The organism is Cellulosimicrobium cellulans, assembly GCF_006539945.1.
Taxonomy (GTDB): domain Bacteria; phylum Actinomycetota; class Actinomycetes; order Actinomycetales; family Cellulomonadaceae; genus Cellulosimicrobium; species Cellulosimicrobium cellulans.
On the sequence record NZ_BJNZ01000038.1, the window covers coordinates 1 to 20,396 of the forward strand.

16 protein-coding genes and 1 pseudogene are annotated in these 20,396 nt (G+C 74.8%); 9 read left to right on the plus strand and 8 right to left on the minus strand.

The window, feature by feature from the left end:
• Positions 1-475 (minus strand): annotated as a pseudogene (locus CCE02nite_RS19095) (transposase); the annotation flags it as partial.
• 120 nt (positions 476-595) lie between these two features.
• Positions 596-1,744 (minus strand): tryptophan--tRNA ligase, encoded by a 1,149-nt coding sequence (trpS, locus tag CCE02nite_RS19100; RefSeq protein ID WP_141391180.1) that lies wholly within the window; start codon positions 1,742-1,744, stop codon positions 596-598.
• A 244-nt stretch (positions 1,745-1,988) separates the two neighbouring features.
• Between trpS and CCE02nite_RS19105 the strand changes: the two genes are divergently transcribed.
• Both CCE02nite_RS19105 and CCE02nite_RS19110 read left to right on the plus strand, forming a co-directional pair.
• Entirely contained in the window at positions 1,989-2,912 is a 924-nt protein-coding gene (locus CCE02nite_RS19105) for a S1C family serine protease (protein ID WP_141391181.1), read from the plus strand.
• Positions 2,913-2,956: 44 nt separating this feature from the next.
• A complete protein-coding gene (locus CCE02nite_RS19110; protein ID WP_308463705.1) occupies positions 2,957-3,829 on the plus strand; it encodes an SMP-30/gluconolactonase/LRE family protein in 873 nt (290 codons plus the stop codon).
• Positions 3,830-3,845: 16 nt separating this feature from the next.
• Here the strand turns inward: CCE02nite_RS19110 and CCE02nite_RS19115 are convergent, their stop codons facing one another.
• A complete protein-coding gene (locus CCE02nite_RS19115) occupies positions 3,846-4,700 on the minus strand; it encodes a fumarylacetoacetate hydrolase family protein (protein ID WP_141391182.1) in 855 nt (284 codons plus the stop codon).
• A 38-nt stretch (positions 4,701-4,738) separates the two neighbouring features.
• Complete coding sequence (locus CCE02nite_RS19120; RefSeq protein WP_141391183.1) at positions 4,739-5,743, minus strand: C-terminal binding protein; 1,005 nt, start codon at positions 5,741-5,743, stop codon at positions 4,739-4,741.
• 70 nt (positions 5,744-5,813) lie between these two features.
• On the opposite strand from CCE02nite_RS19120, the gene CCE02nite_RS19125 reads away from it, so the two are divergent.
• Together CCE02nite_RS19125 and CCE02nite_RS19130 are read left to right on the plus strand one after the other, a co-directional pair.
• On the plus strand, positions 5,814-6,626 hold the full coding sequence (locus tag CCE02nite_RS19125) for an SDR family NAD(P)-dependent oxidoreductase (RefSeq protein WP_141391184.1): 813 nt from the start codon (positions 5,814-5,816) through the stop codon (positions 6,624-6,626).
• Between the two features lie 37 nt (positions 6,627-6,663).
• Positions 6,664-6,996 carry a nuclear transport factor 2 family protein gene (locus CCE02nite_RS19130; protein WP_021482951.1) on the plus strand — a complete coding sequence of 111 codons (333 nt, stop codon included), beginning with the start codon at positions 6,664-6,666 and terminating at the stop codon, positions 6,994-6,996.
• A 187-nt stretch (positions 6,997-7,183) separates the two neighbouring features.
• Here CCE02nite_RS19130 and CCE02nite_RS19135 read toward each other — a convergent pair whose 3' ends face one another.
• Genes CCE02nite_RS19135 through CCE02nite_RS19150 form a run of 4 tightly spaced genes read right to left on the minus strand, consistent with a single transcriptional unit; the run spans position 7,184 to position 11,761 of the window.
• The gene (locus tag CCE02nite_RS19135) at positions 7,184-7,999 is read right to left on the minus strand and encodes an SDR family NAD(P)-dependent oxidoreductase (protein ID WP_255318981.1); all 816 of its coding nucleotides are present in this window, start codon (positions 7,997-7,999) and stop codon (positions 7,184-7,186) included.
• Positions 8,000-8,031: 32 nt separating this feature from the next.
• Positions 8,032-9,339, minus strand: coding sequence for an enolase C-terminal domain-like protein (locus CCE02nite_RS19140; RefSeq protein WP_255318982.1), 1,308 nt, complete (start codon positions 9,337-9,339; stop codon positions 8,032-8,034).
• A complete protein-coding gene (locus CCE02nite_RS19145) occupies positions 9,336-10,133 on the minus strand; it encodes an SDR family NAD(P)-dependent oxidoreductase (RefSeq protein ID WP_141391185.1) in 798 nt (265 codons plus the stop codon). The genes CCE02nite_RS19140 and CCE02nite_RS19145 overlap by 4 nt, the downstream gene beginning before the upstream one ends.
• Positions 10,130-11,761 (minus strand): hypothetical protein, encoded by a 1,632-nt coding sequence (locus CCE02nite_RS19150; protein WP_141391186.1) that lies wholly within the window; start codon positions 11,759-11,761, stop codon positions 10,130-10,132. The genes CCE02nite_RS19145 and CCE02nite_RS19150 overlap by 4 nt, the downstream gene beginning before the upstream one ends.
• Before the next feature lie 148 nt (positions 11,762-11,909).
• Here CCE02nite_RS19150 and CCE02nite_RS19155 point away from each other — a divergent pair, with 148 nt between their 5' ends.
• From CCE02nite_RS19155 to CCE02nite_RS19175, 5 genes are all read left to right on the plus strand, one after another.
• Entirely contained in the window at positions 11,910-12,596 is a 687-nt protein-coding gene (locus CCE02nite_RS19155; protein WP_141391187.1) for a GntR family transcriptional regulator, read from the plus strand.
• Positions 12,597-12,707: 111 nt separating this feature from the next.
• Positions 12,708-13,457, plus strand: a complete 750-nt coding sequence (locus CCE02nite_RS19160) for an SDR family oxidoreductase (protein WP_141391188.1) — start codon at positions 12,708-12,710, stop codon at positions 13,455-13,457.
• A 154-nt stretch (positions 13,458-13,611) separates the two neighbouring features.
• On the plus strand, positions 13,612-14,676 hold the full coding sequence (locus tag CCE02nite_RS19165) for a GNAT family N-acetyltransferase (RefSeq protein WP_141391189.1): 1,065 nt from the start codon (positions 13,612-13,614) through the stop codon (positions 14,674-14,676).
• Between the two features lie 823 nt (positions 14,677-15,499).
• The gene (locus CCE02nite_RS19170) at positions 15,500-17,764 is read left to right on the plus strand and encodes a peptidase C14 (protein WP_255318983.1); all 2,265 of its coding nucleotides are present in this window, start codon (positions 15,500-15,502) and stop codon (positions 17,762-17,764) included.
• An 85-nt stretch (positions 17,765-17,849) separates the two neighbouring features.
• On the plus strand, positions 17,850-20,069 hold the full coding sequence (locus CCE02nite_RS19175) for a peptidase C14 (RefSeq protein WP_141391190.1): 2,220 nt from the start codon (positions 17,850-17,852) through the stop codon (positions 20,067-20,069).
• Positions 20,070-20,396 lie beyond the last annotated feature (327 nt).

Sequence of the window (20,396 nt, forward strand, 5' to 3'; positions counted from 1 at the left end):
ACCGCCCGCTTGGACGGAGACCGGTCGAGTGCCTCGTAGTACGTGGACGGGGCGATCTTGATGCCGTGCTCGGTGAGCACCGCACAGATCGGCTCGACTCCCCACCGCAGACCACCCAGTTGGGAGTCCTTGTGCTCGGCGATGAACGCCACTACCTGGTCGAGGGCCGGTCGAGCTCGGCCGCGAAGAAAGCCGACGCCGCCTTCAAGATCTCGTTCGCGCGCCGCAGCTCAGCGTTCTCCCGCCGCAGCCGCCGGATCTCCGCCGACTCCTCCGACGTGACACCGGGCCGCTGCCCCGCATCGACCTGCGACTGCCGGATCCACTTGCGCAGCGACTCCGGGGTCCCAATCCCGAGCTTCGAAGCGACCGCCCGGATCGCCTCGTACTCCGACCCGTAGTTCGGCTGCACCTCGGCAACCATCCGGATCGCCCGCTCACGCAGCTCCTGCGGGTACTTCGAGGTCCTTGCCATGACCATCATCCTTCCAAGGAATCAGGTCTCCGGACTCACCGGGCGACTCAAGCGATTCGTCCGAATTCTGCTTGCGTGCCCCTCCCTGTGGGTTTCCCAAGCCGCGAGCGCCGACACGCGTCAGTATGTCGTGCCCATGAGCTCGTGGACCTCGGCGAGCGTGCGGTCGGCGATCGCGTTCGCGCGGGCGTTGCCCTCGCGCAGCACGTCGAGCGGGTCGGGGCCGTCGCCGGCGGCGAGCGCCCGCCGCCGCGCGCGCAGGGGTCGCAGGTGCTCGACGAGCGCCTCCGTCACCACCTGCTTGAGGCGGCCCGCCCCGGCGGCACCGATCTCGTCCGCGAGCACCTCCGGCGTCGTCCCGGCCGCGAACGCGCCGAGCGTGAGGAGGTTCGCGACCTCCGGCCGGCGCTCGGGCTCGTAGGTGACGTGGCGCTCGGAGTCGGTGCGGTGGCGGCGCACGAAGCGCACGGTCGCGTCCTCGTCGTCGCGCAGCTCGAGCGCGTTGCCCGCGGACTTGCCCATCTTGCGGCCGTCCGTGCCGAGCACGGTCGGGGCGGGCGCGAGCAGCACGTCCGGCTCGGGGAAGTACGGCTGCGCGGCGGCGTAGCGCTGGTTGAAGCGCCGGGCGATCGTGCGCGTGATCTCGACGTGAGGAAGCTGGTCCTGGCCACCCGGGACGAGGTTGCCGTGGCAGAACAGGATGTCGGCGGCCTGGTGCACGGGGTAGGTGAACAGCAGGCCGCTCATGGGCCGGCCCTGTCGCGCCGCCGCCGCGGCGGCCTCGGCCTTGACGGTCGGGTTGCGCTCGATCTCGGCCGTCGTGACGAGGCTGAGGAACGGGAGCAGGAGCTGGTTGAGGGCGGGGACCGCGGAGTGGGCGAAGATCGTCGTGCGGGCAGGGTCGATCCCGGCGGCCAGGTAGTCGAGGACGACCTCGCGGACGGTGCCGCGCAGGTCGCCGGCGTCGTCGCGGTCGGTGATGACCTGGTAGTCGGCGACGACGAGCACGACCTCCACGCCGTCGTCCTGGAGCCGGACGCGGTTCGCGACGGTGCCGAGGTAGTGGCCCAGGTGCAGCCCGCCGGTCGGGCGATCGCCCGTGAGGACCCGGAACCCGGACGGGTCGGTCGCGAGCCGCGCCTCGATCTCGGCCGACCGCTCTCGCGCGGCGGCGACGGACGCGGTCGAGGACGGCGGTGCCGACGAGGGGCCGGACGGCGTGGCAGCGGTCGGGCGGGTCGTCTCGGTCGTGTCGAGGGTCGTGGTCATGGTGCTCTCCTTCGGTGGGGAGCCACGCACCACGCCCGGTCGAGGACCGGAGGGGCCCGGACATGACGACGTCCCGGCTGCGGCGCGCAGCTCGGGACGTGGACAGGACTGGTCACGGCTGCGGGGGCAGCCACCACCAGCTCTGCGTGATCATGCGCCTTACCCTACGCCCGCCGGGACGCTGCCCCCAGTCCGCCGACGGTGAACGCCGGACGGTCACCGTGGCCCCCGTCGTTGACCCCACATGGGACCTCTCGACGACTACTCGCGCACCGTCTCCGGCGTCGCGGCGCGCGTGATGCCGGCGGTGGCGGCGCTGCGCCTGCGGCACGGAGCGCGCGAGGCGGGCGGCTCGGCCGTGGTGATGACGACCGACGGCCTGCTGCTGACGAACGCCCACGTGGTGGGCCCCGCGACGACCGGCACCGCAGCGTTCTCCGACGGCACGACCCGCCCTTTCAACGTCGTCGGCACCGACGCGCTCTCCGACCTGGCGGTCGTGCGCGCCCGCGGCGAGACCCCGGACCCGGTGCCGCTGGGCGACGCCGACGAGCTCGTCGTCGGTCAGCTCGTCGTCGCGATCGGGAGCCCGCTGGGGCTCTCGGGGACGGTGACGGCCGGCGTCGTGAGCGCGCTCGGCCGCTCGCTGCCGACGCGGGACGGGACGGCGGCGCGCATCGTCGAGGACGTGATCCAGACCGACGCCGCGCTCAACCCGGGGAGCTCGGGCGGCGCGCTCGCGACCGCCGACGCGCGCGTCGTCGGGATCAGCACGGCGGTCGCGGGCATAGGGCTCGGGCTGGCGGTCCCCATGAACGCGACGAGCCTGCGCATCGTCGACGCGCTCGTCCGCGACGGGCGCGTGCGGCGGGCGTACCTGGGCGTCGCGAGCCTGCCGGTCGCCGTCGCGCCCGGTCTCGCCGCGCGCACCGGGCACGACCGCGCGCTCCGCGTGGTCCACGTCGTGCCGGGCAGCCCCGCCGACACCGCCGGGCTGCGCGTGGGCGACCTGATGATCCGCGCGGGCGGCGCCGACACGGTCGAGGCGCAGTCGCTCCAACGTCTCATGCTCGACGAGGCGATCGGGCGCCGCCTCGAGATCACCGTGGTCCGGGGCGAGGCGCTGGTCGACGTGGTCACCGAGCCCGTCGAGCTCGGGCGGCACTGAGCCCCCGGCGTTCGTCGAGCGGGTCCGTCGGGGAGGATGGTCCCGTGCCTGAGATCTCCGTCGAGAACGTCACCGGTCCGGTCGCCTACCACGCGGAGGGCCCGGTGTGGTGGCCGGGCTGGGGCGGGCTGCGGTACGTGGACATGCTCGCGGGCGACCTCCTGACGCTGCGGCCCGACGGCGGCGTGGACCGCCTGCACGTGGGCGACCACGCGGCCGTGGTGCGGCCGCGGACCGGGGGCGGGTTCGTCGTCGGGCTCGCGCGGTCGGTCGCGGTCGCGGACGACGACGGCGCGCCGGTCCGCACGCTCGCGACGCTCGTCGACGACCCGACGGTCCGCCTCAACGAGGGGGCGGCCGCGCCCGACGGTGCGTTCTACGTGGGCGGCCAGGCCGAGGGCGAGCGCCCGAGCGCGCTGTACCGGGTGGAGGCGGACGGGTCGTCGCGCGTCGTGCTCGACGGCGTCGAGGTGTCGAACGGGCTCGGGTTCTCGCCGGACGGGTCGCGGGCCTACTACGTCGACTCGGCGACGCGGCGGATCGACGTGCTCGACGTCGTCCCGGCCGCGGAGGACCCGCGCGGGCTCGTGCGGCGCCGCCCGTTCGTGGCGATCGACCCCGACGACGGCCTGCCGGACGGCCTCACGGTCGACGCGGAGGGCGGTGTCTGGGTGGCGCTGTGGGGCGGCGGCGCGGTCCGGCGCTACTCCCCCGACGGCACGCTCGACGCCGTCGTCCCGCTCCCGGTGTCGCAGGTGAGCGCGTGCACGTTCGGCGGCGACGACCTCGACCGGCTGTTCGTCACGACGTCGCGCCAGGGGCTGGACGACCCCGACGCGGACGAGGCCGCGTCGGGGTCGCTGTTCGTGGCGAACCCGGGGGTCCGGGGCCTCCCGGCCCTGCCGTTCGCGGGCTGAGCGGCGCCGCGGGTGGTCAGCGGACGGCGTCGCGCACGCGCTGCTCGGCGCGACCCAGGCCGTCGATCTCGAGCGTGACGACGTCGCCCGCCCGGAGGTAGGGGAAGCGTCCGGAGAGGGCGACGCCCTGCGGGGTACCGGTGTTGATGAGGTCGCCGGGCTCGAGGACCATGTACTGCGACAGGTGGTGCACGAGGTAGGCGACGTCGAAGATCATGTCGGCCGTCGTCGAGTCCTGGCGGGGCTCGCCGTTGACCCAGGACCGGAGCCCGAGGTTCTGGACGTCCACCTCGTCGGCGGGGACGAGCCACGGGCCGAGCGGGTTGAACGTCTCGCAGCTCTTCCCCTTGGACCACTGCCCGCCGGAGACCTTCATCTGGTAGTCGCGCTCGGAGACGTCGTGCGACAGGACGTAGCCCGCGACGTGGTCGAGCGCGTCCTCCGGCGACGACAGGTAGCGCGCCCGGCGGCCGATCACGACGCCGAGCTCGACCTCCCAGTCGACCGTCGTCGCGCCGGGCGGCACGAGCACGTCGTCGTGCGGGCCGACGACCGTGTTCGAGTGCTTCCAGAAGACGATCGGGACGTCGGGCGGCGTCGAGCCGGACTCGGCGGCGTGCTCCGCGTAGTTCATCCCGATGCAGACGACGGCGGTGGGCCGGGCGACGGGCGCGCCGACGCGCATCTCGTCCGCGCCGTCGAGCACGGGCAGCGCGCCCGCGGCGAGCGCCGCGCGGACCCGGCCGACGCCGTCGGCCGCGAGGAACGCGCCGTCGATGTCACGGGTGAGCGGGTCGAGGGAGTACACGACCCCGTCCTCGCGGACGGCGGGACGCTCCTGGCCGAGGGGGCCGAGTCGGACGAGCTGCACGGGTGGGTCTCCTAGGTCGGGGCGGGTGGCGCGGGTCCTCAGGCGAGGGCGCGCGCGTGGTCCGGGTTGACGATCGACGGCACGGGGCGGCCCGCGAGGAAGTCGACGGCGTTGCGCGCGGTGTGCACGGGGAGGTCCTGCATGGCCTCGGGCGAGAACCACGCGGCGTGCGGGGTGAGGAGCACGTTGTCCAGGGTGCGCAGGCGCGAGTCGGCGGGCAGCGGCTCGGTCGCGTACACGTCGAGCGCGGCCGAGCCCACGTGGCCGGACGCGAGCGCGTCAGCGAGCGCGTCCTCGTCGATCAGGGGCCCGCGGCACGTGTTGACGACGCGCACGCCGGGCTTCGCGGCCGCGAGCGTGCGGGCGTCGAGCAGGTGACGCGTCGCGTCGGTGAGCGGCGCGTGGAGCGTGATGACGTCGGCGCGCGCGACGGCCTCGTCGATCCCCACGGCCTCGTGGCCGTCGGACGCCACGGCCTGCGGGTCGACGAACGGGTCGTGCACGAGCACGCGGTAGCCGAGCGCGCGGGCGGAGCGCGCGACCTCGGAACCGATCCGCCCGTACCCGATGACGGCGACGACGGTGCTGGACAGGCGCGCGGCGTGCTGCGCCGTCGGGGCCCACGTGCCGGCGCGCAGCGCGCGGTCGTAGGCGACGAGGCCGCGGTCGAGCGTGAGGATCATCGCGACCGTGTGGCTCGCGACCTCCTCGATGCAGTAGGTCGGGGTGTTCGCGACGGCGACGCCGCGCTCGGTGGCGGCCGCGACGTCGACCATGTCGTAGCCGATGCCCATGCGCGAGACCATGCGCACCCCGCCCGGGCCGGCGACGGCGTCGAGCACGCGGGCCGTGATCGGGGCCCACTGCACGACGAGCGCGGAGGGCGCGGACCCGCTCGCGGCGGCCTCCTCGACGGCGGCGATCACCTCGTCCTCGGTGCGCGCGGCGGCGCGCACGGCCCGCAGCCCGGCGGCGGTCAGGGTGTCCTCGCACGCGGTTCCGGGCAGGTCGCAGTCGGTGATGACGACGGTGTCGGCTGTCATGCGAGGGATGCTATAGCAAATAGCACCCTCGACCAACCCTCGGGCCGGTCGGATGCTATAGCGTGGGCTCATGACCCTTGCCCCGGACGGCGCCCGCCGCCGCCTCGCCCTCGTCACCGGCGCCAGCTCCGGCATCGGTGCCGCCACCGCCCTCCAGCTCGCGCGCGACGGGCACGACGTCTGGCTCACGTACACCGGCGGCGAGGCCGGCGCGCGCGCCACCGCCGCACGCTGCGAGGAGGAGGGCGCCGCGACCCGCGTCTCGCGCCTCGACCTGCGCGACACCGCGTCCGTCGAGGCGCTCGTCGCCGAGGTCACCGACGCGTGGGGACGCCTCGACGTGCTCGTCAACAACGGCGGCGTGTGCCCCTACCGCGCGCTCGACGACATCGAGCTCGACGAGTGGGACCTGGTCATGGAGACCAACGCGCGCGGCACGTTCGTGCTCTCGCGCGCCGCGCTCCCGCTGCTGCGCGCGGACCGTCCGTCGCTCGCCGGCGCCACGGTCACGCCCGACGATCGGGCCGCGCGCGACCGCGCGATCGTCAACCTCTCCTCCATCGCGGGCGAGCAGGGCGCGCTCAAGACCGGCGTGCACTACGCCGCGAGCAAGGCCGCGATCCTCGCGATCACGCGCTCCTTCGCGCGCATCCTCGCGAGCGAGGGCATCCGCGTGAACGCCGTGACGCCCGGCCCCGTGACGAGCGCGATCACCGACCAGCTCGCCCCCGAGGCCCGCGCCGGGCTCACCGCGTCCATCCCCCTCGGGGACTTCGGCACGCCCGACGACGTCGCCTGGGTCGTCGCGTCGCTCGCCTCCCCGCGCGCGGGGTTCGTCACCGGCGCGACGTACGACGTCAACGGCGGCGTCCGGATCGACTGACGACCCGCTCCCCCGCACCCTGCCCGAGGAGGCACCCATGAGCACGTCCCCGTCCGCCGTCGTCACCGCCCAGGTCGACGCCTTCAACGTCCGCGACCTCGACGGCTTCTGCGCGACCTACGCGCCCGACGCCGTCGTGAGCGGCGTGACTCCCGAGCCGATCGTCGGCCGCGACGCCCTGCGCGCGTTCTACGCGAGCCGGTTCGAGGACACCGCGCTGCACTGCGTCATCGACGCGTCCGTGACCTTCGGCGACCGCTGGCTCGTCGCGCGCGAGCTCGTCACGACGTCGAACGGCACGGGCGAGACCATCGCGACCTTCGAGGTCCGCGACGGCCTCATCACCCGCGCGAGCATGGTCAAGGGCTGACGCCCTGGCCGCGTCCTCCCCGTTGCACGGGCGTAGCCGCCCAGCGGCTCCGTGGGTCCTCCGCTCGGTCGCCGCCGCGAAGACGGGACGAGAGGCGAGAAATGGCCCCTGTCGTCGGCCTGCCAGGGGCCACAGCTCACTTCTCGCGCCGACGACGCGGGGGCTCGTCGGGTTCCTGTACCCCAGGTCAGGCGAGGCCGTACCGCGCGTCGAGGTCGGGGTCGTGGGGCGGGTTGCCGAACGACGCGGTCCAGGCGCCGTCGGCCGCGATCGACTGGCCGGACACGTAGCCGGCCTCGTCGGACAGCAGGAACGCGACGAGGGCGGCGATCTCGGCGGACTCGGCGATGCGGCCGAGCGGCGGGCCCTCGGCGAGGGCGCGCTCCTCGGCGGCCGGGTCGGCGGCGCGGGCGATCTGCGCGTCGAGGTGCGGGGTGCGCACCCCGCCCGGCGCGACGGTGTTGGCGCGGATGCCGTACCGCCCGTACGTCACGGCGACGGAGCGCGCGAGCGCGTCGATGCCGCCCTTGGTCAGCTCGTAGGCGGCGTGGTCGGCGAACGCCGCGCGGCCGTGGATCGAGCCGATGTTGACGATCGACCCGCCGCTCACCTGGTCGGTGAACGCCTCGACGGCGGCGGCGCAGCCCCAGAGGTAGCCGAGGCCGTTGATCTCGACGACGTCGCGCGCGTCCTGCTCGACCTGCGCCGCACGCTCCGGGTCGGCGAGCGCGTGCAGCGGCGTGCGGACGGTGATGCCCGCGTTGTTCACCCATCCGGCGAGCGGCGCGAGGTCGCGCGCGGTCCGCGCGGCCTCGCGGTGGGTCTCGCGATCGCGCGAGTCTCCCAGCACGACGGCGGCGCACACCCCCTCCTCGACCGTCCCCGAGCCGGGGGTGCGCTCCAGCCCGACGACGGTCCACCCGTCGGCGGTGAGGCGCGCGGCCACGGCGCGGCCGATGCCCTTGCCGCTGCCGGTGACGACGACGCTGCGATGCCCGCTCACGGGTGCGTTCACGGGTCCGGCCACGGGTCCGGTCACGAGGGTGCCTCCAGGTCGAAGCGGTCGGGGTCGAGCGTGAAGCCCAGGCCGGGCGCGGCGGACGGGGTGGCGTGGCCGCCGTCGAACACGGGACCGCCGCGCACGAGCAGCGGCGCGGGGTCGTAAGGGTTGCCCGTGGGCGAGCGGTCGAACGTCTCGACGCCGATGCCCGCCGCGCCGCCCAGGTGCACGCTCACCTCCGGGTACACGTGGCTCGAGACCACCATGCCGCGCGCGGCCCACGCGCGCACGAGCGGGTCGGCGACCGTGACGCCGCCGATCGCGACGACGTCGACGCGCGGCACGTCGAGCGCGCCCAGCATCGCCAGGTGCGCGAAGACCTCGGGATCGGTCACCTCGTCGCCGACGGAGAGGGGCAGCCCGGACGCGTCGCGCACGCGCGCCGCGCCGACCGCGTCCTCGGGGAGCAGCGGGTCCTCGAGCCACGCGAGCGCGCTCTCCCCCACCGCGCCCGTGACGCCCCACGCGTCGAGGTCCGCGAGCGCCTCGTCCGCGTCGCGCCAGCCGAAGCCCACGTCGACGACGACGCCGCTGCGGCCCGCGACGGTCGGACGGCCGGTGACGTCGGGCAGCTCGGCGCGCAGGATCGCGAGCAGGTCGCGCATGAGGGCGCGGTCGGGCGAGCGCGAGATCTTCAGCAGCGGCCACCCGGCGCGCGCGTGCGCGAGCACCTCGTCCGCGACGTCGCGCGCGGTGCGGCCGGGCGTCGGGTACGCCGCGACGAGGATCGCGGGGCGTGGCACCGCGACGGCCGCCCCGGGCGAGACGTCGCGGGGACTCCCGGCGACGGCACGCGACGGAGCGTCCTTGTCGCCGCCGACTCCCGGCTCCGCGGGCCCGACGAGGGCCGCGCCGTCGTCGAGCAGGGACCACACGGGGCGCGCGGCGAGGCGGCCCGCGAGGTCCCACAGCGCGACGTCGACCAGGCCGATCGCGCGCCGCACGAGGCCCACGCGGCCGACGATCGCGGACCCGCGCAGCGCGGCGTCCCACGCGGCGCCGACGCTCGCGCGCGCGGCGACGCCGTCGGACGCCACGACCTCCCGGCCCACCACGTGCGGGGTGACGAGCCGGTCCACGAGCTCGGCCATGGGCGCCTCGCGCGTGAGCGCGTACGACTCCCCGGCGACCGTGCGGCCGTCGTCCGTCTGGGCGACGACGCGCACGCCGACGTACTCGCGGCGCTCGACCGTCATCGCGCCGAGGCGCAGCGGCTGCGGCAGCGGGACGACCGTCGTCGCCGTGCGGACGGCGACGACGCGCGCGGCGGGCACCACGCTCACTCCGGCTTCTTGGCGAGCGGCACGCCGTAGTCGACGAGGAACCCGCCGTCGACGTAGACGGTCTGGCCGACCATGTACGCGGCCTGGTCCGACACGAGCCAGCTCACCGCGTTGCCGATCTCCTCCGGCTGCGCGAGCCGGCGCGCGGGGATGCGCGCGAGGATCGTCTCCTCCGAGAGCGTGCCCTGCGCGACGCCCTGGCGGAACACGCCCGTGTCGATGTACCCGGGGGCGACGGCGTTGACGCGCACGCCGCGCGCGGCCCACTCGGCGCCCGCGGTCGCGGTCAGCCCGATGACGGCGGCCTTGGTCGTGGAGTAGGGCGCGCGTCCCGCGGAGCCGCGCGCCGAGACGGACGAGATGTTCACGACGGCGCCCCGGCCCGCCGCGAGCATGTGCCGGCCCGCGGCCTGGAGGCACGCGAAGACGCCGTGCAGGTTGACGTCCACGACGGCCGACCACTCGTCCCACGTGAGGTCCTCGAGCGCGCGGTGGCGCTGGATGCCGGCGTTGTTGACGAGCGCGTCGATCCCGCCGAACGCGTCCGCGAGGTCGTCGAACGCGGCGCGCACGGCGGCGTGGTCGGTGACGTCGAGCGGGGCCCAGACGAGCCCGGGCGCGTCGGGGACGGCGCCGAGGTCGAGCGCGGGGAGGTCGTGCTGCACGACGTCCGCGCACACGACGCGGAACCCGTCGGTCGCGAGGCGCTCGGCGACGGCGCGGCCGATGCCGGCCGCTCCCCCGGTGACGACGGCGAGCGGGACGCGCGGGGCGTCGGGGGCGGGGGTGGTCACTGGTCCTCCTCGGGGACGGGACGGGTCGGGGGCGCGGCGGGTCGTGGCGCGCCGACGCCGGGGGGCCAGGCGGCGGTGCCGGCGAGCACGTCGTCGACGACGGCGCACGCGTGCCGCTCCAGCCGTTCGAGCGAGCCCGGCGCGAGCGGCGACTGCCACGCCTGGTAGGCGCCGACGTCGTACGCCTCGCGCGTGGGCAGGTAGACGAAGCCGGGGCCGTTCGTGAGGTTCGCGACGGCGACGGGCCGGGCGCCTGCGTGCGCACGCACCGTGCGCTGGAGGCGCGAGTACGCCTCGCCGGGGTGCGCGACGAGCAGCGCCTCGCCGACGCGCCACACCCACGTGGGGTGCTGGACGGTCGGGCCGGTGACGTAGCCGTCGCGCAGGTTCCGCGCGCGGCGCAGGCGCTCCTCGCGCGAGCGGGGGTCGATGCCGGCCCACTCGGCCTCGAGCTCGTCCCACGTCGGGAGGTCGCGCAGGTCGAGCGTGACGGGCTCCGCCACGGCGGCGAGCGTCCGTGCGTCGGGCCGGGCGGCTGTGCCGGTGCCGGTGCCGGGGAGCGCCGCCGACGGTGCAGGCTCCCAGACCGCGAGCGGCGCGCCCGACTCGACGACGTGGGTCAGCTCCAGCTCCGTGCCCGGCGGCGGGAGCTCGGCGAGCGCCGCGAGCACGGCGTGGCCGAGCGAGGTGCCGTGGCGGTCCGCGACCGCGGTGTCGCCCGTGTACTGCTCGCGCGGGGCGAGCTCGCCCGACGCGCCCTGGAGGAACGCGACGGGGGCACCCGTCTCGCGCTCGACGAGGTCGCGCATCGCGCCCACGTAGTCGGGCGAGACGAGGCGGTTCTGCCACGCGAGCGTCGTCGGGTGGCACGCGTAGTTGACGATCGTCGCGAGGGTGACGGGATCGCCTGCGGGCGCGGCGCCGTCGGGCCGGGTGTCCGCCGCGCCGGGCGCGGGGCGCGCCGTGAGGCGCCCGACCACGACCGTGTCGTCCGCGGGGTCGGCGCCGGGCGAGCGCGGGGTGCCGGCGTCGGGGTTGAAGCCGACGAGCGGGCGCGGGCTGCTTCCCGCGGCCGTCCCCGCGTCTCCGCCGGCGCAGCCGTCGAGCAGCGCCTCGCGGTTGGACGCGAGGCCGCAGCGCCCGGTCGTCCACTCGAGGGTCGCGGGCCGGAGCGACGCGATCGCCTCCACGGCGGCGTCGGCCGCGGCACGCGCGAGGTCGCGCAGGTACGCGACGCCGCGGTCGCCGCCCGGGAGGTCGGCGTCGCCCGAGCACAGGACGGGCCCGGCGTGCGTGTGCGAGAGCGAGACGAGCAGGCGCTCGACGGGCAACCCGGTCGCGTCGAGGACGGTCGCGCGCAAGGTCGCCTCGTCGTCGACCCGGCGCCACCACGTGCCGTCGATCGTCACGAGCACCAAGGGCTCGGCGGCGGCCCCGCGGTCGGGGCGCTCCTCCGCGAGCGCGACGGCGGTCAGCGTCATCGCGCGGTGAGCGCCCTCGGAGACGTCCCAGTCCGCCGGGCCCCAGTTGCGCGCCCGGATACCGGGGGCAGGCGTCACGTCGCGGACGGCGACGCCCGCCAGGCCGACGAACGCGGGGACGGGGGCCCGCGTGTGCAGGGCGACCATCGCACCTCCTCTGGGCTCGGGAGTGCCGATGCTATAGCATGTTGTCTTGTCGGGACGCCCCCGGGACGGCACCGTGGCCGCTATCCTTCAGCGGCGCCCGACCCCCGACGATCCGAGCCCGCCGCCCCCACGACACCACGGAGAAACCATGGCGCTCAAGAGCGTGCCGGACCAGAACGTCGCCGACCGCGTCACGGTCGAGCTGCGCGAGGCGATCTTCAGCGGCGACCTCGCACCGGGCGAGCGGCTCGTCGAGCGCAAGCTCGCCGAACGCCTCGGCACGAGCCACATCCCCGTGCGTGAGGCCCTGACCCGGCTGACGCAGGAGGGCCTCGTCGAGCGGCTCCCCCACCGCGGCGCGCGCGTCGCGGCGCTCACGAGCCGGGACCTCGAGGAGATCTCGAGCCTGCGCACGCTGCTGGAGCAGTTCGCCGTCGTGCGGGTCCAGGACGCCTGGGACCCGGCGAAGGAGGCGAAGCTGCGCAAGACCGTGCAGCAGATGGTCCAGGCCGCGGAGAAGGGCAGCAACGCGCGCGTCTTCGAGCTCGACCGGCGCTTCCACGAGCAGCTCTGGGAGATGGCCGACCACCGCATGCTCATGACGCTCAACGCGCAGCTCCGCAGCCGCATCACCGGGTTCCTGCGCGCCGCGAACGCGGCCCTCGAGCCCGAGGCGCGCGTCGCGCACGCCCGCACGCACGAGCTCATCGTCGACGCCATCGCGGGCGGCGACCCGGAGGCGGCGCAGCGCGTCATGGCCGAGCACATCGGCGAGGCCGCCGCCCGCCTCGCGAGCCACACCGAGGACGAGGCGGAGCCCGCCGTCGGGGCCTGAGCCCGCGCCACGCGCCGGTGGCGCGTCGCGCCCGGCCGTCACAGCCCGGCGGGACGCCCGGTCGACCTGAGGAGGATGCACCCGCATCCACCGATCTCAGGGAGGCACCACATGGCTCGCATCATCGTCGTCGGCGGCACCGGGCACGTCGGCTCGCGCGTCGTCGAGAAGCTCACCGCGCACGGGCACGACGCCGTCGCCGCATCGCGCCGCACGGGCGTCGACGCGTACACCGGCGCAGGGCTGACGGAGGCGCTGGCCGGCGCCGACGTCGTCGTCGACACCACCCAGGCGCCGTCGTACGTCCCCGACGAGGTCCGGGAGTACTTCGCCACGTCGACCGGGAACCTCGTCGCGGCGGAGAAGGCGGCGGGCGTCCGCCACCACGTCGCGCTCACCATCGTGGGCACCGACCGCCCGCAGGGCATCGGGTACTTCCACGGCAAGGCCGAGCAGGAGCGCGTCGTCCGCGAGTCGGGCGTGCCGTACTCGCTCGTCCACGCGACCCAGTTCTTCGAGTTCACGCCCGCGATCATCGGCACGGCGGCGCACGGGGACACCGTGCGGGTGTCGTCGGCGTCGATCCAGCCGATCGCCGCGGAGGACGTCGCGACCGCGGTCGCGCGCATCGCCGTCGGCGACCCGGTGGGCGACGTCGAGATCGCCGGGCCGGAGGTCCTCGCGATCGGCGACCTGGTGCGCCGGGCGCTGGCGGCGCAGGGCGACGGCCGCGAGGTGGTCACGGCCGACGACGCGCCGTACTTCGGCGCCGTGATCGAGGAGCGCACCCTCGTGGCCGTCGACGGCGCGCAGATCTTCGACACGCGCCTCGAGGACTGGCTCGCCGCGCAGGCAGCCTGACGGTGCACCCCGGGTGGCGGCACGCCGCCGCCCGGGGTGTCGTGCGTGCCCAGCCCGGCCCGCACGGTCCGTCGCGTCGCACGCCGACGGTCGTCCCGCGACCCTACTTTTGCTATAGCATCCCGTCAACACCGGCTCGCGACCCTGGACGGCCATGCACCTGCGCACCGCCACGCCCGACGACGTCCCCTCCCTCTACGCGCTGTGGGACCGCGCGTTCGACGCACCGCTCATGGTGCCGGTCTACGAGACCGACGACGGTCGGCTCGACCGCACGCACGTCGCCGTCGACCCGCTCCACGGCGGGGTGGTCGGCTCGGTGTACTGGGCGCCGCGCGAGGCGGGCGGGCCGCACGGCGACACGCTCCGGGCCGGCGGCGTCGCCAACGTCGCGACCGCCCCCGAGGCGCGCGGCCGGGGCCTCGTCCGCGCGCTGCTCTCCCGGGCCGTGGAGCAGATGGGGCGGGACGGCGCGGACGTCGCGCTGCTGTTCACCGGCACGCCCGACGTCTACCGGTCGAGCGGCTTCGAGACGTTCGGCGTGCCGCTCCTGCGCGGCGCCCCGCGTCCTGCCGACGACCTGGACCCCGGGCAGGACGACCTCGACGACGACGGGCTCCCGACGGATGCCGCGCCGTCGGACCGCGTGGGCGATACCCCCGTGCGGGTCCGCACCGACCGCCTGCCCGGCATCCCGTGGCCCACATGGTCGGTCGCGCTGGGGTGGGAGCAGCTCGCCGTGCTGCACGACGCGTTCGACAGGGTGGCCGACGGACCGCGCCCCCTCGCCACCCGGCGTACCGCCGGGCACTGGGAGCAGCGCATCCCGCTCTGGTACTCCGGCGCCGAGGTGTTCACCGCGCGGGCCGCCGACGGGCAGGTCATGGGCTACCTCGTCCTCGAGCCCGAGCCGGACGTGCTGAAGGTCCGTGAGCTCGGCGTCGACCCGACGGCGGGCCGCGCGCGCGACGTCGTCGACGCCCTCGCGCGCACCACGCTCCACCGCGCGCACCTGCACGGCCCCGCCACCGTCGAGGTGCGCCTCCCCGCGCACGCCCTGACCGACCGCTTCGCCGCCGCCGTCCTCGACGCGCCCGTCGTCGCGACCGACACGACCGGCATGCTCCGGCCGGTCCGCGCGCCGGCCGACGTCGTCGCGCACCTCCGCGACGCCGCCGCGACCAGGGTGGCCTTCCACTGGCCCGGCGACTACCTCTGACCGACCGACCCGCCCCACGAGATAGAGCCCTGGTTCGCCGAGGTAGAGCCGCAGTTCGACGAGGTAGAGCCGTGGTTCGACGAGGTAGAGCCATGGTGGGCCGAAGCGGAGAATCCGCCCTGGTGCCCGACGGCGCGTGCTCGGGGCGGTGGGGTTGGTCCAGGTCGCCGCCGTGCACCGCACGCGACACTTCCGTGTCGCGACATGTCGCTGCCACATCGATCATGCGGTCCGGGCGCGTCCAGGTCGCCTCAAGCGCCCGTTTCGCCTGCTCGACCCGCCGGGACGGCATGGTCGACGAGGCACCGGGCCGCCGCAAGGGATCCCCGGGGCCCCGGCGGTCGCCGAGCGGCGGGTGGGCGTGGAGGTGAAGAGGCGACCGAGGCAGGCTTCCCCGGCCCACGACCGTCAGACCGACCGACGGCGCGCCGACCCAAGCCCGCGCGCCCCAGGTCACGCCTCGGCTCTACTTCGCGTGACCGGAGCTCTACCTCGCGCAACCACGGCTCTACCTCGGCGCGACCGGCGTGCCGACTTCCGTCAAGGTTCGCCTGCTATGGCAATCGTCCTTGCGGAATAACGCATCTGACCTGCGCTGACGTTCTTTGTGCTGCTCTTGACGATGCCATAGCATCCCGCTACTCTCCGAGAGTCCGGTTCACCGTCGCAACGACGCGCACGAACCCGCTGACCCCGACCCAGCACCGGAACCGCACGACCCCGCACCACCGCTCCCCCGGAACACCCCGCAGCCCCGGGCCGCCGGAGCCTTCGCGTCGCCCGCCCGCACGGCGTCCTCCCGACGTCCCGAAGGGTGCCCGAGTTGTCCACTCCCCGATCCCAGACCCGCCCCGCGTCCCCGACCCTCGGCCAGGCCGAGCCGGCGGTCGACGCCCCGCCCCCGTCGCGGCGCAGCCTGCTGCGCGTGGCCGGCATCGCCTCCCTCGCCGCCGGCGCCGTCGCATTCGGCAGCGGCAGCGCCCACGCGGCACCACTCGCCGGAACGCTCGTCGCCGGCAAGAACGACACGCCCGACGCTGAGGCCCTCGCCGCCGCCACCGTCGCCGAGCTCACGGGCTGGAAGGCGAAGAAGCTCGACGACGGCACGGTCGCCCAGCTCCTCGGCCACGCCACCGCGGGCGACGGCGCCGCCCGCCTCGTGCGCTACGACGCCAAGTCCACCGCCGCCCCCAACGGCGGCACCGTCCTCGCCCCGACCGACGCAGGCACCAAGGGCCGCTGGCACACCCTGCACACCGGCACCGCCGACTTCCGCTGGTTCGGCCTCTTCGGCCCCGACACCCCCGCCGACGACGCCCTCGACGCCCTTGTGAACGACCCCAGCGTCACCCGCATCGAGGCCCGCACGGACCTCAACTTCACGCGGCGCCACACGTTCACGCGCTCGAGCCTCGAGCTCGACTTCGGCAGGCACACGGTCACGACGGAGGGCATCGAGCGCAACGCCCACGACAACCCGTTCGGGGCGGTCCTGTTCTTCCAGGGCCGCGTGACCGACGAGACGCAGCAGCGCACCCTCGCCGCGACGCTCCCCGACCTCGCGGACGTCTTCGAGGTCGCGGACGCGGGCGCGTTCGCCGTCGGGCAGTGGTGGGCGCTGCGCTCGGACGAGCGCCCGGGCGGCGGTGGGGACGAGCGTGAGCTCCAGCGCCTCGTCCAGGTCACGCAGGTGCTCGACGCGTCGCACGTGCGCGTCGACTACAAGAACGGCTGGGAGCTGCCCGCCGGGCGGGTGCTCACCTGGACGCGCGTCGAGCCCGTCGAGCAGGTGCACGTGCGCGCGATGACGTTCCACGGGTCCGGGCCCTTCGACGGCCCGGCGAACGGCGAGCTGCCCGACGACCGCGAGATGACCGGCTCCCACCCCGTCGCGTTCGAGTACGCGGTGCGCTGCGACGTCTCGGACGTGCACGGCCACCGCACGTGGTGGCCGGTGATCATGCGGCGCTGGAACACCCACTTCGTCACGGAGCGGTGCTCGGTCGCCAACCCGCCGACGGTGTTCTACGGCGGCGCCGGGTACCTCACGCAGCAGATCTACTGCCTGTACGGGCGCGTCTCCGACTGCACGAGCCACAACGCGCGGCACCTCAACGACCTCACGGCGTCGGCGTACTGCCTCGTGGAGAACTGCCACGGCGACGGCGACGACCAGGGCGGCAACCCGTTCACGACCCACGGCCAGTACGAGCACGACCTCGTGTTCGTCGGCAACAGCGGGCTCATGGACATCGCCAACTCGGGAGGCCAGTGGGGCACCGCGGCCAAGCGGATCACGGTCAAGCACCACACGTGCTCCTGGTTCGTCGCGGGCACCAAGATCACCGACCTCACGCTCGAGGACGTCCACGTCGTCGCCCGCTCGACGTTCGACCCGCAGGCCACGCTCACGATCAACGCCGACGGCGCGCAGGTGCGCGGCTGCACGGCCGGCTTCTTCGCCGTCGGGCAGCGGTCATCGCTCTCGCGGCGCCCGACGATCGTCGAGGACTGCGCGTTCGCGCTGCCCGCGGGGTCGGTGCTGCACCAGACACCGGTGACGAACCCTGTGCACTTCGTCCGCACCCGGATCACGGGCGTGGACGGCACGATTCTGCGCGGTGCCGGTCCCGTGACGTTCACCGACTGCGAGCTCGTCGGCGGCACGGACGACGCGCCCGCCGCCCCGGTCGACCTCGGCTCCGCGGACGTCACCGTCACGGGCGGGTCGTGGCAGGGCGTGGGCGTGCGGCTCAGCGGCGCGCGCGGCCAGCGGCTCGTGCTCGACGGCGTCCGGGCCGCGGGCACGACGACGGCCGGGGCCCTCGTCTCGCGCGGCACCGGCGCGGGTGCCGTGGACGTCACGCTCCGCGGCGCCGACCTGCGGGCCGCCGACGGCACCACGCACGTCGCGCTGCGTCCCGGCGACCGCTACGCCGCGACCGGGTCGCGGTTCACGGGCGGTCGCCTCGACCTGCCCGACGGCGTGCGCGTCCTCCATGCGCGCAACGTCGAGACCGGCGTCGACCGCGCGGGCCTGCCGACCGCGGGCGACGGCGTGCTCGTCGACGCGAACCTCACCGTGTGACCCGCCCGGGCGACGCCCGGGCACCTGATCCCCCTCCCCACCGACACCCGCGCCGTCGCGCCGGGCCGACGAAAGGACACCCCCCATGACCCTCGAGACCAGGACCGAGCCGACGACGGCCGTGCCGGGCGAGGCCGCTCTGCCGCCCTCACGGCGCAACCTGCTGCGCGTCGCCGGCATCGCCTCCCTCGCTGCGGGCGCCGTCGCCCTCGGCAGCGGCAGCGCCCAGGCGGCGCCCCTCGCCGGCGCACCGCTCGCGGCGAAGAAGGACGACAAGCCCGACGAGGAGGTCCTCGTCGCCGCCACCGTCGCCCAGCTCACCGGCTGGAAGGCCAAGAAGCTCGACGACGGCACCGTCGCCCAGCTCCTGGGCCACTCCACCCCCGGCGACGGCGCCGCCCGCCTCGTGCGCTACGACGCCAAGTCCACCGCGGCCGCCAACGGTGGCACCGTCCTCGCCCCGAGGGACGCGGGAGCCAAGGGCCGCTGGCACACCCTCCACACCGGCACCGCCGACTTCCGCTGGTTCGGACTCTTCGACCCCGACACCCCCGCCGACGACGCGCTCGACGCCCTCGTGGACGACCCCAGCGTCACCCGCATCGAGGCCCACACGGACCTCAACTTCACCCGCCGCCACACGTTCACCCGCTCGAACCTCGAGATCGACTTCGGCAACCACCTCATGACGACCGAGGGCATCGAGGACGCCGAGCAGGACGACCCGTTCGCGGCCGTGCTGTTCTTCCGCGGGAAGGTCACGGACGACGTCCGGAAGAACACCCTGACGGCGACGATGCCGGAGCTGCGCGACGACTACGAGGTCGCGGACTCGTCGCAGTTCGAGGTGGGCCAGTGGTACGCGGTCGAGGTCAACGCGCTCGCCGGCCGGTGGGAGCGCGAGCTCCAGCGCCTCGTCCAGATCACGCAGATCGTCGACGCCACCCACGTGCGCGTCAACTACAAGGCGGGCTGGTCGCTCGCGAAGGGCCGCACGCTCACGTGGACGCGCGTCGAGCCGGTCGAGCAGGTGCACGTGCGCAACCTCGCGTTCCGCGGCCGGCCCGACGGCGACCAGTACACCGGCTCGCACCCGATCGCCTACGAGTACGCGGTGCGCTGCGACGTGGAGAACGTGCACGGCGTCGCGACGTTCTGGCCGCTCGTCATGCGCCGCTGGAGCACGTTCTTCCGCACGGCGGGCTGCTCGCTGACGAACCCGGCGTCGGTCACGTGGGGCGGCGCGGGCTACCTGACGCAGCAGATCTACTGCAACTACGGGCACGTCGTCGACTGCCACACGACCAACGCGCGGCACCTCAACGACTGGACCGCGTCGTCGTACGGGCTCGTGGAGAACTGCCACGGCGACGGCGACGACCAGGGCCCCTTCGTCACGCACGGCCAGTACGAGCACGACCTCACGTACGTGGGGAACTCGGGCCTCATGACGTTCGCCAACTCGGGCGCGGCCTGGGGCGGCGCCGCCAAGCGCATCACCGTGACGCGGCACGTGTGCTCGTGGTTCGTCGCGCGCGTCAAGGTCACCGACCTGACGCTCGAGGACGTCCAGGTGATCCGCAAGGACGGCCTCGCGGGCTCGGGGATGCTGTGGGTCAACGCCGACGGCGTGCAGCTCCGCGGCTGCCAGGCCGACGACACGCTGATCATCTCCCAGGCGTCGGCGCTGTCGAAGCGGCCCAACGTCATCGAGGGGTCGCGCTTCGCGGTCCTGCCGGACACCGCGATCACCCAGGCGAACGTCACGAACCCGGTGCACCTCGTCCGCACCACCCTGAACGGGCTGAAGAACGCGTCGTTCGCCGGGAAGGGCCAGGTCGTGCTGGACGCGTGCACGCTCGAGGCTGCCGAGGGAGAGGGCACCGTCACGGCGAGCGGCGACCTCACGGTGCGCGGCGGCGTCGCGCGCAACGTCGCGATCGTCGCGGCGGGCGCCGCGGAGCAGACGATCCGGCTCGACGGCGGTGCCCGGCTCGAGGGGAAGCCCGCGGGCGGCAGCTTCCTGCGCCGGGCGAAGGCGGACAAGCCGGTCACGTGGACGCTCGACGGCGTCCGGAGCACCGCGCCGTCGGGTGACACTGGACACGTGAACCTAGACGCCGGTATCAACAAGTGGTCCGCGACGGGCTCGACCTTCGCGGGCGGCAGCCTCGCGCTCGCACCGTCCGCCCTGGGCGGCGACTCGTACGCCCTGCACAGCGGCAACGTCGAGCAGGGCGTGACGCGCACGGCCTTCCCCGAGGACGGCGACCGCGTCGTCACGACGGGCAACCTCGTCGTCTGACGAGCCCGCCTCGTGCCGCTCTCCCCGCCGGGCGGTACCCGGCACGGCGAGCACCGCGCGAGGCGAGACGACGAAGGGGCCGGGGGTGGTGAGTGCGGGTCGTGGCGGGCCTGGCGGGAGCGCCGCGAGGAACGAGCGGCGCGGATGGTAGACCCGCACTCACCACCCCCGGCCCCGACCCACGGCGACCGCCGCGCCGGTACCCGCAGCCGCGGCGCGAAAGGTCACAACTCCGCATCGCGTCGTGCGCGAGTTAACACGAGCGCCGATCTGGCGTAACATCGGCATGGCAGGCTTGCTATAGCAAATAGCAAACGAGGCCTGCCA

What these genes read in the sequence shown, in the direction of transcription:
- CCE02nite_RS19130 (WP_021482951.1), top strand. Translation starts at nt 6,664, where the DNA reads ATGAGCACGTCCCCGTCCGCCGTCGTCACCGCCCAGGTCGACGCCTTC.
- CCE02nite_RS19150 (WP_141391186.1), bottom strand. Translation starts at nt 11,761, where the DNA reads ATGGTCGCCCTGCACACGCGGGCCCCCGTCCCCGCGTTCGTCGGCCTG.
- CCE02nite_RS19165 (WP_141391189.1), top strand. Translation starts at nt 13,612, where the DNA reads ATGCACCTGCGCACCGCCACGCCCGACGACGTCCCCTCCCTCTACGCG.
- CCE02nite_RS19125 (WP_141391184.1), top strand. Translation starts at nt 5,814, where the DNA reads ATGACCCTTGCCCCGGACGGCGCCCGCCGCCGCCTCGCCCTCGTCACC.
- trpS (WP_141391180.1), bottom strand. Translation starts at nt 1,744, where the DNA reads ATGACCACGACCCTCGACACGACCGAGACGACCCGCCCGACCGCTGCC.
- CCE02nite_RS19175 (WP_141391190.1), top strand. Translation starts at nt 17,850, where the DNA reads ATGACCCTCGAGACCAGGACCGAGCCGACGACGGCCGTGCCGGGCGAG.
- CCE02nite_RS19160 (WP_141391188.1), top strand. Translation starts at nt 12,708, where the DNA reads ATGGCTCGCATCATCGTCGTCGGCGGCACCGGGCACGTCGGCTCGCGC.
- CCE02nite_RS19120 (WP_141391183.1), bottom strand. Translation starts at nt 5,743, where the DNA reads ATGACAGCCGACACCGTCGTCATCACCGACTGCGACCTGCCCGGAACC.
- CCE02nite_RS19155 (WP_141391187.1), top strand. Translation starts at nt 11,910, where the DNA reads ATGGCGCTCAAGAGCGTGCCGGACCAGAACGTCGCCGACCGCGTCACG.
- CCE02nite_RS19105 (WP_141391181.1), top strand. Translation starts at nt 1,989, where the DNA reads ATGGGACCTCTCGACGACTACTCGCGCACCGTCTCCGGCGTCGCGGCG.